The following is a 16,712-nucleotide window of genomic DNA, read 5'->3' as shown; positions in this document are numbered from 1 at the left end:
CGAAGCTTCGTGACAGAGTGGCGGCAGAGCCAACAGACGCAGGAGGAGTTCGCCGCAGCGCGCCAGATCCGTCTGGGAACCTTGCGCAGATGGATTTATCGGGATCAACCGCCCACCGCCAGGCTGAGACGAGTCGCATTTCGTGAAGTGGCGCCTCCTTCACAGGCGCTGGATTTGCTGATGTCGCCGTCGGTGGAGATCGCCGTCGGAACGGATATCACGGTACGCTTGAAGGGCAAGTGCGATCCTGATGTGGTGGCCGGGTTGGTCGAACGTTTTCGACGGCCATGCTAAGCCTCTCACCGGCCACGCGCATTTTTCTGGCGGTGACGCCCGTCGATGGCCGCAAAAGTTTTAACGGTCTCTACAGCCTGGTCAAAGAGACGCTGCAGCAGGAGCCAACCAGTGGTTACCTCTTCGTGTTCACCAACCGGCGAAAGAACCGTCTGAAGATTCTCTTCTGGGACGGTTCGGGCCTTTGCCTGTTTTGCAAACGACTTGAGCGCGGCTCTTATGCGTGGCCCGATTGCCAGGACATCAGCCGCGGGTTGCGACCGGAAGAACTGCAACTGCTGGTTCACGGGATCGACGGACAGCCGCGCCAGCGGTGGTATCGAAGCGCTTAATCCATTTTTCATTTTTAGCTGGACTCCGCTCCATCCCTGCCTCATACTTGCGCCCATGAACTTGACGGTGCAGGGCCGCACGCTCAGTCGGGCTCACCTGGAACAGATTCGACAGATGATCTCCAGCCATCCCGGATGGAGCCGGCGAAAGTTGTCGCTGGCGTTGTGCGAACAATGGGATTGGCGCAACGGCGCGGGACAATGGAAGGACATGGCCAGCCGAACATTGCTGGTTAAACTGCACGATCGGGGCCTGATTCAACTGCCCGAACGCCGCCAGATTCCTCCCAACCGAATGCGTCGGCAACCCGCACCCGTTCCGAGTCCGGAGGAAGCGCCGATTCAGTGCGCCCTGGCAGAACTGGGTACGCTGATCGTGACGGAAGTCAGCCGGGATCCGGCGTTGCGCTCGGAGCTGGCCGCCTATTTGCAATTGCATCACTATTTGGGATACGCCGGACCCGTGGGACAGAACCTGCAATACGCGGTGCGCGATTCCAACGGTCGTTTGCTGGCGTGCATGGTCTTCGGTGCGGCTGCTTGGAAGTGCCAGGCTCGCGATGAGTTCATCGGCTGGACCCTCGAGCAACGCGGACGCCAGCTCCATCGCGTCGTTAATAACAGCCGATTTCTCATCTTGCCTTGGGTGGTGGTGCCGCATCTGGCCAGCTGCATTCTGGGAACCATTGCGCGGCGCTTGCGCCGGGACTGGCAAGCTAAGTACGGGCACGACATCGACCTTTTGGAGACCTTCGTCGAGCAAGGACGTTTCCAAGGTACGGCCTATCGAGCGGCCAACTGGATCAAAGCCGGACAAACGACCGGGCGAACGCGGCAGGATCAACACCGCCAGATCCAGGTTCCACGCAAGGATGTTTACCTCTATCCGCTGCACCTAAAATTTCGGGCACGGCTGTGCGCATGAGTCGGGAAGAGTTAAAAGAGCAAGCACGGCAACTGGAGGAGCAGCTCCGAAAGTCCGAGGAGCAACTCCGGCAGTTGGAGCACCACAACCGCAGCTTGCGATCCCAGGAACAGATCTATCGGGAGTTGCTTGCGGTCCGGGACACAACCATTGCCGAACTCTGCGCCAAAGCCGATGAACAGGCGGCGCTCATCGCCCAGCTCCGGCGCATGCTCTTTGGGCCAACCTCCGAGCGGATGACCGACGAACACACCGCCGAACTGAACCAAGTCAAAAGCGATCTCGACGAGCAGCAATCCCGGCCCGCTCCGGATAGTGGCGATGTCCTCGACGAAGACACGGACGACGACAAAGGCCAAGACCAGGATGAGGGCGGCAAGGACAAGAAGTCCAAAGGCCGCAAACGCCAGCCGCGGAGCATTCCTGTGCACCTGGAGGTGCAGACTACGGTGCTGGAACCGTCGGAGCCGCCCTGTCAACGCTGCGGCCAGATGGGCGAGGAAGTCAGCCGGGAAACCAGCGAGGTCGTGGATCTGATTCCCGCCAAACTCGTCGTCCGGCGAACGGTGCGCATCAAACGCAAATGCCGATGTGGCTGCGGCGGCATAGCCATCGCCCCGCTGCCCCCGCAATTGCTGCCTGGCAGCAAACTCGGAGTCGGGCTGGCCGTCCACATCCTGCTTTCCAAGTACGACGATCATATCGCGCTCTACACCCTGGAACGGACTTTCCGCGAACGCCACAACGTCCTGGTTCCTCGCCAGCAAATGGTGCAATGGATTGAGCACATTGCCGGCCTGCTCCGTTTGATCGTCGATCGGATGCTCGAGCGGATCGTCCAGGGCAGTTACCTGCAAATCGACGAATCGCCCGTCCGGGTTCTCGACCCGGAGGTCAAAGGCAAGGCCGCCAAGGGTTATCTTTGGTTCATCGCGGTTCCGGGCGGCGACGTCGTGCTCATCTTCGATCGCAGCCGTTCGCATGAAGTTCCCAAAAAGGTGCTGGCCGGTTTTCACGGCCTCTTCCAAAGCGACGACTTCAGCGCTTACGAAACATTGGTTAAGAAGCTGCCGGGCGTCCGCCGGGCCGGTTGTGCGGCTCACGCCAGGCGCAAGTTCTACGAGGCTGCCTTGCAAGGCGACCGGCAAGCCCTGTGGTTTATCGCCCAGTTCCGCCAGATTTATCTGATCGAGGATGAGGCGCGCCCGCTCTCCCCGTCCGAACGCCAGGCTTTGCGCACCCAACGCGCACCCGCGCTCTGGGCCGCGATGAAGGAACGCGCTGAGCAGCTCAAACCGCTGGTCCTGCCGCAAAGCTCCCTGGGCAAGGCAATCGCTTACTTCCTTCGTGAATTCGACCCGTTGCAGGTCTATCTGGAGCGGCCCGACTATCAGGTGGACAATAATCTCGTTGAAAATGCGATTCGACCCAGTTGCGTCGGCAAGCGGCGCTGGCTCTTCATCGCTCATCCCCAGGCCGGGTGGCGCAGTGCCGTCATCTACTCCATCATTCAGAGCTGTCGACGACGCCAAATCGATCCGCAGAGTTACCTGACCGATGTCCTCCAGCGTTTGCCTGGAATGAAGAACACGGAGATTGATTGCCTTTTGCCGGAGAACTGGAAGCCTGCGGCGCCCAACTCCTCCTGAATCTGCAAAAAGAAAATCCCTTGTCGCAGCTCGATCCCTCAGCCCCTTTCGGCTGCGACAAGGGTGGTTTTGCTTTAACCGAGGTCAGCATTCATAGGGATGGCCGGGACTTTTCGCAACAGAGATCACACCACATATCTTGCTTTGTTCTCGGCGAAAGTTGTCCCTATAGTGCAACGCCCACGCCTTACCGCTTACATTCTCTTTACCCGCAATGGCGCGGAAAAATGATCGTATCCTGACAGCGTTCTGTGGTACGCAAAAACAAGGAAAGCGCATGAGAGTCCGCCCCGAACTTTCGCAAGCAACATCTGAAGTGATGCAGCTTGTTACAGCAATCGTCGGTTATTCACGTGGACCGGAAGAGGTCCTGGAAATTGCAGGCCTACTCTGGCCACGCCTCTGCGTCCATCACGGACACACACACATCCGTCTCATGCTGCTAGGAAAGCATGGATACAATTCAATCTATGTAGAACTTGGGTAAAGCACCCCACAAGTGAGATCGATAAGCGATACCAACTCTTGAGGGAGTCTTCTGCCCCGATGAAAGCATTGTTTAACTTCCTCGCGAAAAGTTGAGGGAAGCCAATTCAACAATTCAGTATCAAATAAGAATGAATCACCCTGCGGTCCCCTGTAAGTGCTATTTTTCAGGAGTAAAAGATTGTAGAGAGTTTCGTCAGGTTGCACTTCAATGCCGGAATCTTTAGATGCGCGTGCTGGAATCCAAAGCCCCTTCGGGTCAAGGTCGCCAAAGTATAACAATTTGCCCGAGCAACCCGGCGCAATGAGATGCGGTCGCAGGGATTCGCAGGCGGCGATGAAGGCGGCACCCGCACCGAAAGCTATCGCTGAATAAAGCCGCTGCTTCTCGTTCCACCGGCACAGCGTGTCAAATGTGGTGTGGTTTTCGACCACAAGCAGTGGACGAGATGCTCCATCATCCGGCACGGACACAACATAAATCGGCACGGACGGAAGATAGCAGCGCAGCAGTTCGAGGGTGAGGCGACCTGGAGCGAACAATTGGCTTCCCAAAAGCGAATCAAGCCGCTTTTCGTCGCCGAAGATTTCAACCGACCGTTCGCGCAGCGCGACAAACACTGCGGTAGTTCCTCCATTGCGAAACCATTCCTGAATCGCAAACAGTTCTGTTTGCAAAGAGGAACCAACTTCTGGGGCGAATGCGAGTTCGGGTCGCCAAACCAAGCTCGATTGTTTTACCCGTATTGGACGGTCACAGCGAACAACGTGCTTTGGCAGCGAAGTTCGTTCGGAATGGTCATAAGCACGACGGTTAGTCTTGTTCGGCAAACGGATACTCCCGGACTGTTCCAATTCGCCAAGCAAAGTTGCCAAGACAAAGCGTGCATCCGTATCACCGCGACGATGCGGGAACGTTTGTCTAAAATTCTCCAGCAAATGTTCAAGCGAAAACCGCGTGCGGTGTGGATGTGCCAGTCGCAGCACGTCCCAGAATTGTTGCGCATCATTGCTACGGTTCATGATCCATTGAAAGAAAAACGGCGGAGATTTTCGACCGCAGTAATGTTGCCATCGCCATCCCCGTCGACGCGCACATGTTTCGCGCCCGTGACCCGATTCACCGTGTCATTCACGAGGCGAACACGGCGCGGATAACTCATCATGATTACAGGTTCGCGCAGGCCGGTGAGAACGATGAGTTGCACGCGAAGTTGATCGGCGAGTTGAACTTGCATCCGCACGAGGTCTTCGCGGTTGCATTTGCCAAACGGATTGTCGAGCAATAGAAAACCGGCGTCCTGCAAGCGGTGCGTGCTTTGTGTTCTTTGCGCGCGAAGTTGAACGATGGTGAGATACATTAGAAGTGCCACCGTCACACCTTCACCGCCGCTGTAATGACGCAACATTTCCACGTCCTCGTAAGTGTCCGTGCGGACAGGCGTCGGCTTGAGAATCTGGACACGAACTCTCTTGTCGCACACAAGGCGGTCGGCAATCAGCCGCATCAGGCCGCTGGCATCAGTATCGGGTGTGTCACTGTTGCGCGAACGACGCAACTCAATCAATTCTTCCAGCAGACCCCGCAACGCAACCTGCCGTTCCGCATCGTCCGGCTGGTAAAAGGACATTTTGATAAATGGCTTTCCGCTCCAAATGCCCATGCCTTCCTCGGGCAAACGACTGACCTTCTCAATGCTTTTTAACAGCGCAAGAATTTCGTCGGCCAGGCCGTTCATCATGTGAACCAGTTGCTCACGAGTCTGCTTGAGTCCGGCTAGGCGGTCGCGATTGCTGGTGATGCGCTGGTCAAGGTCATGGCGGATTTGCGTGAGTTCACCCAATAGACTGTCATCTGTGTATGCCTCGAATCGTTTCGCTAGGGAGACTTTGCCTCCGAAACGCTCGTTGGTCGTAACCTCACGCGCAGTCTTCAATTTGCCACCACGCTCATTCCTGATCCGCTGTTCGTCTGCGGCGGAGGCTTTTTCATCCCCGCACAAGGTTGTGACCGCCGTGCGAATGTCAGCGGTGTCTTTAGGAAGCTCGACCGCTGTGGCTTCGCCCTCTTTGAAGCGGTCAAGTAGGTTGCGCTGGCTTTCGTATTCCGCCGCCTGCTTTTCAAGATCATTGCCGTGCTCAATCAAGGAAGTGACATTCGCATCCGCCTCTTGCTTGCGGGTTTGGCGTTGCTGGTGCAATGCGCGGCCTTGCTCTAATAACGCCGCAGCGTCGGTGCTTGTTTGCGGACGTCTCTCGCCATCGGGAAAGCGTCGCTTTCCTTCCTCTGGCGCATTCCGTTCCTTGTCAGTCCAATCCTTTTTAGCAGCGTCTCTGGCCGCTTCTCTGCGGGCGCGGTCGTTGATTGAAAGCCCCAATGTCGTCGCGGCTGAATCGGCACATTCGCGCAACCTACCTTCGGCGTAATCGTTCTCTCTTGCCAGCGCGCTTACCTCCGCTTGGGGGATGTCTTTGAGTTGGCTGGTGAAGTCGGCTTGTTTCGAGGAGATAACTTGTTCAGCCGTTCTGATTTCAATTTGGGCTTCCACGTCCTGCTTGCCCTCGTAAAATTTACGCTGTTCGTCATAACTTGCTCGTAGTGTTTCCAACGATTGCAGCACGAGTTCGGCGTCCACTGCCGCATCGCAGTGGTGAATGGCACTCAACTCGTTTCGGGCCTCATTGAACTGATGCTGAAGTGCAAACGACTTTTGTTGAAATGCTGTTATGGATTGCTTGCAGGTTTCGCGCTGCCCCTTGAGCGATTCGCGTTCGCCTTCAATCGCGGCCAGGCGATCTCGCGCGGTAGTTTCGCGTGACCGCATTTCGTCAATCTGGCTTTCCACGTCCATGATGAACCGCTCAATAACGGTCAACACGGGGCGAATTTGATTTTCCAATCCATTCAGCGAGGTCAGTTCGGATTGCCGCGCCGTGTCGCGCGCAGTGGTTGTGTCTTCGATTTGGTTTTTGAGTTCCGTGATGCTCGTTTCCAAAGCTTGGGCGTGACGTTCCTTCGCCTGAACATCGCGTTCGAGCGCGGCCAATTTGCCTTCACCATAGTTGCCGACAAACGCCCGCAACCGGGTCAACACATCCGCCAGTCCATCATACTCCGATTTGCGCTCGTTGAGTTGTCGCTGCGTGGCAGCCGATTCCTCCTCCAACCGCAACGACCGTCGCCCGGCCTCGGCCTTGTCAAACGCGGCGCGCGTCGGAATGATGATGCGCCGGTCAGGTTGAGCAGCGTCTGAAAATTTGTCGGGATTCGCCGATACGACGACAGGTTGCGAAACTTCCGGCCAAGCGAGAGTTGCCAGCTTTTCCCAATGCTTGGGAGACACGAACACGCCCCCATAACGCGCGGGGTCGGCACGGATGACACGCTCGGCCTCCTCACAACCGCAGGTGTCCGCCAGGTAGCGCAGGCCTGGCAGCGCCTCGACTCCGGCTTCGCGTAAACGCTCCAGCACGGACTCGACGTCGCGTGGAGGCGGAAGCACCTGATGCTGGGCGATGCCTTCGCGATTGCGGGACAACGCGGCCGCATCAAGTTGCAAATTCAGCAGCGAGTGGAATGCGTCGGCTTGCTTCCGTGTAACTTCTTCCTCCACGCCGTGCCGCAATGGATCAAACTGGTCGCCGAAGTGCGCCAGAATCAAATCATGGTGGATGATGTCGCTTCGTTCGCGTTGCGCCGCTGTCAGTTTGTTTTTCGACTGCCGGGCTTCACTTTGGGCCTTCGCCGCCTCGCCTTGAATCCGCGCATGTTCGACGTTCAACTCCGAGAGGCGCTGGGTGAATTGTCGCTGGCGCTCACGCTGTTCGCCGACATTTGCTTCTTCCGCTTGCCGCCGAACATCCCAACGGATTCGCCCATCTTCAGCTCGTTCGTTTGCTTCAAGTAGTCCTCGCTCACCGAGTTTGTCGCGTTGATTTCTGCGACGATCAAAAAAGCCCTTCACTGTGGTCAATGTCTGCTCATGCCGACTCGATTCCACGGCCAAGTCTTGTTGCGCTTTTTCGAGATCGCTGTCGCGATTTTGTTCATCTGTCAATAAGCTGGCGGTTTCATTGGAATCAGACTCAATTCGGTTTGCCTCATCGTTCAAACGCGCAGCGAACGCCGAGCCGAGCAAGTTTAATTTGGAAAGCAATGGCGCTAATTCAGCCTGCTTGTCTGCAAGAATTCGGCGCTTGGCTTCCAAATCACGGCGGCGGCGTTCAATGTCGCCAATTGACACAGCAAGTTTTGCAAGGCGGTCTGCTCGCTCTGCCTCCTTGTATTTGTTTTCTGCATCGGCGGCATCACGCGCCGCCTCTTTGGCCCGAAGTTCCAGCCATTCCAGTTCGTAGCTGATAGTGTGATGATACGAATTGTCCACATCTTGCTTGGCCTTGAGCGCCTTCGCCTTCGCCTCCCGCAAGTTTTGTGTTGTCTCCCCCTGTTGCTGTTTCAGTTCGTCCACGCGCCGATTCAGACTTTGCCAAAGTCCAGCAGCACGTTGCTGGCAATCACGCAACTTTCTGTGCGACTGCGACCAACGGTCTTGCGCATCCGCGAGCGATGCCAATGCGGCAACAAATTCGTCACAGAAGGCTGTTTCTTCCTCCAAGTGGCCGATATTCTGCCACTCCGCCAAAAACTTTCCCAGCACGCCAACGGTTTCATCGCCTTTGGCACTTTGCAACGCGAGGTCGAGAAACGTGTGAACGAATTTCCGTGAATCAGCGCAATGTTCCTTAAAGTGGTCGTCAATGCCGCCTTCGCGCTTGTTCAGATCAACTTGAACACGGACAAGTTCGGGTTCGGCGTGGATTTCCCGAAGCTTCTTGATGTATTCCTCGACTGAACTGCCTTCCCATAATTCTGCGCCCGCGAACTGACCTTGGCGTTCCCGAAGCCATGCACGGAAATCATCGTAGCTCAACGAGGCTGCCTGTCCGTTGATGCCATGAATCGGCAAATCATCGAACGCCATTCCCGGACGCGGCAGGAAAGTGAAAAAGTGCCGGTCCACTGGCGATTGTTCTGTCGTGTCGCGTCGTTTCAAGACTTGTCCGATGACGCGCACAACCGGTTCGTCCACGAGACCGGCGACGCGCGTTTCACATTCCAAAACGATGTAGGCCGCCTGTCCCGCCGAGAGATAGTTTGCAACGCGGGCTTTGGGATTCTTGGCAGCTTTGAGCAAAAAGTGATTTTGCTCCGGCCACAGGGTCAGATAAAGAAACGCCGCCAGCGTGGTTTTTCCGCCGCCATTCTCAAGGAACACGACGCTGTTTTCCGCGCTCTCTCCCTTCGAAAAATCCAACGACACAGGACTGAACCGGGCGCTACGATTCCCGATACACGAGAGGTGACAACGACGAAGTTTAAGCATTGGCCACCTCGCCTTTCAGTTTTGCCACGAAGTCATACAACCGCCGGTGATCCGCCAAGTGACGCACATGGACGCGATATTGGGGGAGCGGAATATACTTTTCCGGGTTACCGGGCCGCGCCTCCTGTTTGCGGAAGAAGCCTTCCCGCTCAAGCACTGCGCACGCGGTCTGAACCTGCCGCGTCAGAGTGTGCCGCGCCTGTCTGCCAGTATCGGTAGGCATCTCGCGAACGAGCACACGGAGTTGTTGCCAGATCGGATCGTCATCAGGATTTTCCGAGGGCATTCGCTGGCAAGCTTGCCGGAATTGTTCCAATAAGCCGTCCAGATGGGCAACAAGTTGCCCCACCTGCACGGCTGGCCCAAGGCTGTCAATCGGGTCTTCCAGCCGTTCGGGCGATGGGAATACGAAGCTGGCGATGACAAGTTGAATGACTCCATGCAACACGCGCTCGCGTGCATCATCGAACGTTTTGTAATCGGTGAGCCGATAACTGAACGCACTGCCTTGTCGCCGTCCACCAGTCTTGGAGGCAAGGAATACACCCACTTCCGAAACTTCGAGAACTTCCAGCAGACAAGCGTCAGCGTAGGAATCGAAAATGCAGCGCATGTCGGGAAGGCTGTGGTAGTCGTTGATGAGTTGGGCGTATTCCGGGTTTTGGACGCCGGGACGCTCGCGGATATTGCAGGCGTAATGAAACAACCGGCCAGCTTTGAAAGCATTGTCAGCTAGATTACTCATGCGTGGAGTTGTTTGGGTTGCAGAGATCGCGATACTGAGATGTCCGATAATTCAATCGCCAGTTCATCTCCCGTGTAGCTATCGAAAGCCAATTTTCTTCCCGTGCCCAATACTCGCAGGCGAGATTCAGGTGTGCCGGAGATTTTCAGCAGTTCGGTCACAACCAAGTCGCGCACTTTTGGTTTCAATCCCTGCGTGGACATTTCCTTCAATACGTCGGTAAGGAGGCAAGGTTCGTTGATGGAGGTGAGCATTGCTGCCGCTTGAGCGAAATCGTCAGCGTTAAGGAATGGCGGCTCTGGTTCAACTCCCTCAAGGTCACTGTCTGTGTCACCGGTGGGTGTGTGATGTTCTTTTTCAGGCTGGAGCAAACGGTCAATCATTTCGACCAGACTTGGCAGTGGACGAGGCTCTGGCCGGAAAATAAATTCGGCGAATTCCTCGGCTGCTGCCGCAAGCCGTCCTGTCGGCATCAACAACAACGGACGAAACAAATCGTTTTCCAAATCGGCATAGCTGCTCAAACGACGCGGACGATAGCACTGCGCGTCTTGCGCTTCGGCAAACCGCTGATTGGCGTCCAGCAGCGTTTGCGCGAGCCGCGTGTGGCGGCAGATGACCGTGTTGAGCGTTTCTTCGACCCTGACGAGCTTGCCCCGATCATCGTCGGACAAAGCTTCGCCTTGTGCGAGTTTCTCCCGAAGCGACGCAAGAACACTATTCTCTGCTTTCACCCGCTCGCCCACATGCGACCGGGCACGCTGAAGAACGCGCACTGTGTCTTTCCAATTTAGAGCACGCACATTTACTTCGGTTTGTTCAATCGCTTTGCGGATTGTCTGTTCGTATTCGAGGCTCAACAACTCCATACGCGCCGACTCTTCAGCCGCCTTTTGCCATTCTCCGCGTTCGACCAAAAATCGGAACAGATATTCGTTGGCGACCTGCTCGTCAGTCACATCGCGCGCGAGCAAATCCGTGTAGAGACGAATGGCTTGAGGGCTCGCAACTAAGTAGAAATCGTCATCGCCGATGTCCTTGGCTTCAAGCAGAGTGAAAGGATAACGCTCGCGGTGTGCTGTGCCGGATTCGTCAAAGACGGTGAGCGTTTCAGAAAACGGTTCACCGCGCCCTCGTGCATTGAGCAACCCGTCAATCACGTAAGTAATGATGCGCCCTTTGAATTCCTCGCTCACCTGTGGATCGCATCGGGCGATCAACTCACCCAAAGCTTTCTGAACGACATCCATGCGCTCACCGCGATGCGCGCGCATTCCCAACACGACCTGGTCAATCACATACAAGCAATACATGCGAATGTCGTGCTTTTGTGCTCCGATGTGGCTTTTGAAGGCATCTAACGACTGAAGCGGCGCCGTGGTCGCCAGCGATCGCTGCCTGTCAATGGCCGCGCTCCACCAAGTCTGTGAATTGGGGATCACCTTCATCGTGATGTGGATTTAACCAAGTCAAGTAGGACAAATACAGTCCAATTCAGTGTCTTCGTAATTTCCAATCGCTGATTAAATATTCTGTTTTGAAAAGCGTCAAAATGGAAAAGCAAAGGGCGTGTACATATATTCGTTAGTGCGCGGAGAGCCCAATTTCGGGCGCATTGGCGTTGCGCGGAAGTCTGAGCTTCAACGGGGCCGCGCTCAGATGAGCGCGGAAAGCACTGCGTCGCCGCCAACTCCGCTTGGGGTTGGCGGTGCTTCAACGGGGCCGCGCTCAGATGAGCGCGGAAAGTACTCAAACGGCCACGGACATGAGTCTCCCGTTTATGCTTCAACGGGGCCGCGCTCAGATGAGCGCGGAAAGTTGCTTTGGCGCACCCATCACAGGGCAAAGTCTGAGTGGCTTCAACGGGGCCGCGCTCAGATGAGCGCGGAAAGTTCCTAATTTTGATACTATAGAAACAGATGGTCTTTCGCTTCAACGGGGCCGCGCTCAGATGAGCGCGGAAAGCCCAGCAATTCAGCGGCAGATTTCAAATCGTCGGCTTCGCTTCAACGGGGCCGCGCTCAGATGAGCGCGGAAAGGACGGATTCAATAACCTTTTGAACCTCTTCTAATGTGCTTCAACGGGGCCGCGCTCAGATGAGCGCGGAAAGGTTGCAATACAAGATCAAGTCCGACGAATGGAACTTGGCGCTTCAACGGGGCCGCGCTCAGATGAGCGCGGAAAGGCCATCCTCCCAGTCGCCCGCCGATTCGTCATCGTGGCTTCAACGGGGCCGCGCTCAGATGAGCGCGGAAAGATCCAGAGCTGCTTCGAGCTGATGTCTTCCCTCGCGCTTCAACGGGGCCGCGCTCAGATGAGCGCGGAAAGACCCAGCCTTGCGCCCCGACCAAGCGGGTTCTGACGGCTTCAACGGGGCCGCGCTCAGATGAGCGCGGAAAGAACCCGCGAAATGATTTGATTTTCCTCGCCAGTCCTGCTTCAACGGGGCCGCGCTCAGATGAGCGCGGAAAGACCGCCAAAGCGTAGGGATACCACTTCAGCAGCTTTTGGCTTCAACGGGGCCGCGCTCAGATGAGCGCGGAAAGGAAGGTCCAATGATGAGCTACTACTACCCGCTGCCGGCTTCAACGGGGCCGCGCTCAGATGAGCGCGGAAAGAGCCCTTCTCTTACTTCTTCTAGCGCAATGGTGCAATCTTTCGATTGCGACCGGCGGCACTTTTTCAAGGGCGTTCGCATTCATGGCGCTTGGTTGTTGTTGCTATTCTTTTGAGTGTGAAGCGTTTACGTCATGCGAGCGACGACGGGGTTTCCGGCATCACGCCGCCACTCGCGTGTGAGTTGTCAAAGATCAACGACTTCTCACACCACGTAGCATGGCGCATCCAGCTTCACGTAGGGCAATCCCAAAGCAGTGATCACCCGATCACCTCGACCTTCTGCAGGCCCTAATCCGACAAAGATCACCTGATCCTCATCGTGGTTGATTATGTCGCTCAAAGCAGTTTCCAATTCAATCTTTTCTGATGGATTCAAATCGCACTCGAACACCGAGAACTGGAGATGATCGCCAAAATTACTACACGTCTTGAAAACTTTCCGCAGCCGCTTGTCATTGGCTACGTCGTAGCAAACCAGATAGGTCGTGCGCATAAATTACCTCGTCATCAAAGGAATGTATTCTGTGATTTCACCGGTCAATGTTTTTGCCAGCAACCGGGCTTGTAATTCCAGAGCCCGACGATAGCTAACCTTGTAATCGAAGAGCGGATGTGTGATCAGCGAACTCATTCGCTGTTCGTAGGTTTGAAAGAACCGCTTTCGCCCCGGAGCGGAAAGATTCACAGCTTGGCCGGCTTTGACAAAATCCTTATCCGTAACCACGCGGTTATTGATACAACTCAACACCGTGGATTCCGCAATGAGCGGACGGAATTCCTCCATCAAATCCAATCCCAACGCAGGACGTCCAAAACGTGGTTGATGGTAGAACCCCAGGTAAGGATCGAATCCCACAGCCAGCGCTGCTAGTGTGCAGTCTTTCGCTAACATGCTGTAAGCGAGCGACAGCATTGCGTTGACGGGATCGGTAGGAGGGCGACGATTGCGATGATTAAAGTTGAAGTTGAACGTGCGTTGTTTGGTGTTCTCAACCTGTATGCCCAATCCCGGAAGATCGTCTTCTACTTTCACCATACCTCCGAACTGTTGGAAGTACTGGCTGGCCGCAGATCCTTCGATACCAAGCAGTTCTTCGATGGAGTTCGCCGTCAACGCGTCTTCCGATGCACGTTTGAGCTTTGTGATCGTTGCTTCTGGCGGTTCAAGATGATTGCGCATCAGCAGCGTGCGATGATTCCGAATTTTCCCATGGACAAACTGCCGCGCGAGCGACAAAGAGGTTTTTTCATCTCTTGCGAGGCGAAATTGTTCCATGCGGAGAAATACATTCTTCAGGGCATGGCCGCGTGTGATGCCATAAAACCAACCACCCATCGAGAAATACGTCACCGGCACTTCCTGTTCGCATAGCGACTGAATAGCCTGCGTCGAAATCTGCACATTGCCGAATAGTGCCACGTGCGACACGTCTCGCATCCGCACTTCGTCAATCAACTTGTCCTTGTCCTTGATCGTCAGAACCTCGTCTTTGCACCCGACGCGATAACCCGGCGTGTTGAGATACAACGGCCGTGTATCATCCCGTGCAGCTATCAACCGACGCGGCGCTTCAGCGGAAACATCGGCTTCAGTTTTAACCGAGCTTTGTGTCAGCATCCGCGTTTCGTCTGGCAGACAAACCGGCGCGAGGGAGCAGCGCACGCATTTAGACGAATGAACCAATGGCGCTGGAATTGATCCGGCAATGACATGCTTTGCATTGGTGATTTGGTGAAGAATCCAGTTCTCCAGTTCGGGGGTGATTGGTAAACGAACCCGCTGTTTGGTGGCGCGATAGTAAATAACACCTTCGTTACAGGTGTAACCGTTGTCGCGGAGAATCAATGCCTGCAATCCAAGCTGCATTTTGTCCGTATCCCAGAGTTCGTTCGTTTCCTCGCCTTCTTTCGGCGCACCCGCTTTGTAATCCACCGGGCAGACTTCCAATGCAGACAGCAGATCGTCTTTTTCCGTCTTGGATTCCACTAAATCCATCTTTGCCACAATGCCCAAACGTTCCGACCCCATCTGCACTGAACGCGAATGAATCGTTTCCGGCTCCTCATTACTCTCACTCGAAGATGCGGCATCGCCGGATTTGTCGTCAGGTTCTTTGTTTTCGGCTTTTGCTTTCTTTTTAGCGGCTGGCAGAGCGCCATTTCCTGAATCCACCCGCTGATGAATCGCGTTGCCTCGCAACGTATCTGCGTTTTCGACAAATACGCCTTCCACAAACTCGTAATAAAACAGCCGCTGGCAATAAACGAACTCGTTCATCATGCGAGCGGGAATCTGCTGTGGTTCGCCTTCCACGCGAACTTTGCGTTCCAGGGTTTCCCGAGGCACGGTTATCCGCAAATCTGAGTTCTGAGACGGCGAAGGACTTGTGACGTGCAGAGCCGAGATTTCATCAAGAGGCTCTGACGGTTCGCTCGGTGGCGTTTCGGCTGGTGCGACGCGCAGCACAATCTTCAACTGATTTGGTTCAGTTGTGGATTCGCGCGGCTGCGGATTGTCGTGTGGTTTTGCTCTCGATGTGCCTGGAGAAAGACCCCTTGGCTTCGGTGACGATTCCGGTTCACTCAAACAATTTTCGGATGGAGCCGATGGGTCTTTGTCGTTCATAATTGTGATTGGTTATGGGTGAGTTGAATCATCAAAGGCGGCAAACAATCCCAACCCGGAATGCTTGCCCCCACCAATGCAAATTGGCCCGCGGACTTTGAGCCTCTGACCATCGGAAGAGCGCCAAGTAATACGCACATGCAGTCGGCGAAAACGACGGTGCTGTTCGGGCACGGCATATTGCGATGCCAATGGCACGCCAGGCCAAAAGCCGGAACTGCGCCAGTCGAGTTCGGCTTGTTGCGCCATCGCCTCCGAGAATCCCGCTTGGCGGATTGCTTTTCGCAGAAGCAATTCGATTCGCTGATCCAGTTTGCAGAGGAGTTCCGCTTTTCCCTCGGCGGTGAGCGGCGGAGAATCATTGGCGTTGAGTCGTTGCCGTAATTTTCGCGGGTCGTCGTAGCCGGGAAGGATGACGGGCGTGACGGTGGCCCAAGTCGCAGACTGCTCGAAGTAGGGGCGAATCGCTCCGTCGTTTTCGTTATGGCGGAAAATGAGCGCGGCGGTTTCCTGCGATTTCTCGTCGGTGAGTTCCTGTCCATCGAGACGTGTGGTGAAACGGCGAAACTCTTCCGGTGTGAGATTGCCGCGCGCAGTCACGAGGACGCGGCGGACGCTGCCGACGACACGTTCGCCGCCCTCGCGCACTTCAATGCTTGGCAGGGGCACGAAGACGACACGTCCTCCCTCGACGGGCTTGTGTTCGCCACCAGGGGTTTCGCCATGCCCGAGAATGATGCGGCGAGCGTCGTCATTGCTCCAACCAACGCTGCGCACGACCTCCTGCTTGCACGCGGTGTGGCGGAACATTCCTCCGACATGCAAGCCGCGCCGCGCCGAGTCGTAAGCGCGGAAGCCGCTGTCGTCCGGCTTTCGCAACACAAACACGGCTTGTGGTGCCTTCGGTGCTTGCAAGTCGGAGCAGTAGTCCGTGATGCCGAAAACGGTGAGCGGCGGGACGGGAACGAGCCCACCGTTCGCGGTGATACGATTTAGAAACGCATGGTGACGACGATTGAGGTCGTCCAGCGTGCCGGTAGCGGGAGTGCGGAGCGGCGTGCCTGCGCCATCTGTGCCAGGTTGCCAGCGTTCTCCTTTCAAACTCCGCACCGCGCTTTCATCAAGCATCGAAACATCCGCGACCACCAAATCCACACCCCAGCCGACATGAGTGATGGAGCGGACGGCGGTGGTGAGAGTTTCGCGATGCTCGTCGAAGCCGGCGGGCGCAGCGGCCAGCGGCCAAACGTAATGCACTGCCGCTTCGTCGGGAACCGCGAGCGGGCGGACGGATTTTTCGGTGCGATAGCCGGAGATGTCTATCGGGTGGTTTTTGCCGTCGAAATACTTACCCGCCGACCACTGCTTTGCCACTAGGTCGGCGACATTGTCAGGAACGTAGAGTTGGTAGCCTTGCCTCTCCTGTTTTGGCGGTGCGACGATGACGGGCGGCGGCAGTTGTTCTAGCCAGCGGAGTGCTGCGTCGGCGTGTTGCAACCGCCCGCGCTCGTTCCAACGCGCGGCGGACGCGGCGACGATGGCCTGGTAAAGCCGCAACGGCGAAGGTGGCCACTCGGTTTCGCCGTGGTCGGCGCGCCCGTGGAACGCCCCGCCGAGAAAGCGGATGCTGATGCAAAGAAAATCCGGCATA

11 protein-coding genes and 1 CRISPR repeat array are annotated in these 16,712 nt (G+C 56.0%); of the genes, 4 read left to right on the top strand and 7 right to left on the bottom strand.

The features are described from left to right. The 4 genes from VEH04_04875 to VEH04_04860 form a co-directional block, all read left to right on the top strand. Positions 1-294: hypothetical protein (locus tag VEH04_04875; protein HYG22096.1), on the top strand; the 294-nt coding region annotated here is incomplete at its 5' end. Next, a complete protein-coding gene (gene tnpB / locus VEH04_04870) occupies positions 288-626 on the top strand; it encodes an IS66 family insertion sequence element accessory protein TnpB (protein ID HYG22095.1) in 339 nt (112 codons plus the stop codon). The genes VEH04_04875 and tnpB, both read left to right, overlap by 7 nt. A gap of 55 nt (positions 627-681) precedes the next feature. Further along, positions 682-1,551 (top strand): Druantia anti-phage system protein DruA, encoded by an 870-nt coding sequence (locus tag VEH04_04865; protein ID HYG22094.1) that lies wholly within the window; start codon positions 682-684, stop codon positions 1,549-1,551. Then, positions 1,548-3,200: an IS66 family transposase gene (locus VEH04_04860; protein HYG22093.1), complete on the top strand. Its 1,653-nt coding sequence runs from the start codon at positions 1,548-1,550 to the stop codon at positions 3,198-3,200. Before VEH04_04865 ends, VEH04_04860 begins: the two co-directional genes overlap by 4 nt. A gap of 468 nt (positions 3,201-3,668) precedes the next feature. Here the strand turns inward: VEH04_04860 and VEH04_04855 are convergent, their stop codons facing one another. The 7 genes from VEH04_04855 to csb2 all read right to left on the bottom strand — a co-directional run bounded on the left by VEH04_04855 (position 3,669) and on the right by csb2 (position 16,711). Then, on the bottom strand, positions 3,669-4,709 hold the full coding sequence (locus VEH04_04855; protein HYG22092.1) for a hypothetical protein: 1,041 nt from the start codon (positions 4,707-4,709) through the stop codon (positions 3,669-3,671). Then, on the bottom strand, positions 4,706-9,007 hold the full coding sequence (locus VEH04_04850; GenBank protein ID HYG22091.1) for a hypothetical protein: 4,302 nt from the start codon (positions 9,005-9,007) through the stop codon (positions 4,706-4,708). Before VEH04_04850 ends, VEH04_04855 begins: the two co-directional genes overlap by 4 nt. A 55-nt stretch (positions 9,008-9,062) precedes the next feature. After that, entirely contained in the window at positions 9,063-9,815 is a 753-nt protein-coding gene (locus VEH04_04845) for a hypothetical protein (protein HYG22090.1), read from the bottom strand. Next, entirely contained in the window at positions 9,812-11,263 is a 1,452-nt protein-coding gene (locus VEH04_04840) for a hypothetical protein (protein HYG22089.1), read from the bottom strand. The genes VEH04_04845 and VEH04_04840 overlap by 4 nt, the downstream gene beginning before the upstream one ends. Before the next feature lie 189 nt (positions 11,264-11,452). After that, positions 11,453-12,434: a CRISPR direct-repeat array (repeat unit 36 nt; unit sequence GCTTCAACGGGGCCGCGCTCAGATGAGCGCGGAAAG). A 203-nt stretch (positions 12,435-12,637) separates the two neighbouring features. Beyond that, positions 12,638-12,928 (bottom strand): CRISPR-associated endonuclease Cas2, encoded by a 291-nt coding sequence (cas2, locus tag VEH04_04835; protein ID HYG22088.1) that lies wholly within the window; start codon positions 12,926-12,928, stop codon positions 12,638-12,640. Positions 12,929-12,931: 3 nt separating this feature from the next. Then, a complete protein-coding gene (gene cas1, locus VEH04_04830; protein HYG22087.1) occupies positions 12,932-15,061 on the bottom strand; it encodes a CRISPR-associated endonuclease Cas1 in 2,130 nt (709 codons plus the stop codon). Positions 15,062-15,073: 12 nt separating this feature from the next. Next, the gene (gene csb2 / locus VEH04_04825; GenBank protein HYG22086.1) at positions 15,074-16,711 is read right to left on the bottom strand and encodes a type I-U CRISPR-associated protein Csb2; all 1,638 of its coding nucleotides are present in this window, start codon (positions 16,709-16,711) and stop codon (positions 15,074-15,076) included. Position 16,712: the final 1 nt, after the last annotated feature.

The sequence above is a fragment of the Verrucomicrobiia bacterium genome (assembly GCA_035629175.1).
Lineage (GTDB): Bacteria > Verrucomicrobiota > Verrucomicrobiia > Limisphaerales > DASXHY01 > DASXHY01.
Note: the sequence above shows the minus strand (reverse complement) of the source record. Positions and strands in the feature narration are given on the sequence as shown.

Bases quoted from the DNA above. Each gene is read 5' to 3' on its own strand.
- VEH04_04845 (HYG22090.1), bottom strand. From the start codon at position 9,815: ATGAGTAATCTAGCTGACAATGCTTTCAAAGCTGGCCGGTTGTTTCAT.
- tnpB (HYG22095.1), top strand. From the start codon at position 288: ATGCTAAGCCTCTCACCGGCCACGCGCATTTTTCTGGCGGTGACGCCC.
- VEH04_04855 (HYG22092.1), bottom strand. From the start codon at position 4,709: ATGAACCGTAGCAATGATGCGCAACAATTCTGGGACGTGCTGCGACTG.
- cas2 (HYG22088.1), bottom strand. From the start codon at position 12,928: ATGCGCACGACCTATCTGGTTTGCTACGACGTAGCCAATGACAAGCGG.
- csb2 (HYG22086.1), bottom strand. From the start codon at position 16,711: ATGCCGGATTTTCTTTGCATCAGCATCCGCTTTCTCGGCGGGGCGTTC.
- VEH04_04865 (HYG22094.1), top strand. From the start codon at position 682: ATGAACTTGACGGTGCAGGGCCGCACGCTCAGTCGGGCTCACCTGGAA.
- VEH04_04840 (HYG22089.1), bottom strand. From the start codon at position 11,263: ATGAAGGTGATCCCCAATTCACAGACTTGGTGGAGCGCGGCCATTGAC.
- VEH04_04860 (HYG22093.1), top strand. From the start codon at position 1,548: ATGAGTCGGGAAGAGTTAAAAGAGCAAGCACGGCAACTGGAGGAGCAG.
- cas1 (HYG22087.1), bottom strand. From the start codon at position 15,061: ATGAACGACAAAGACCCATCGGCTCCATCCGAAAATTGTTTGAGTGAA.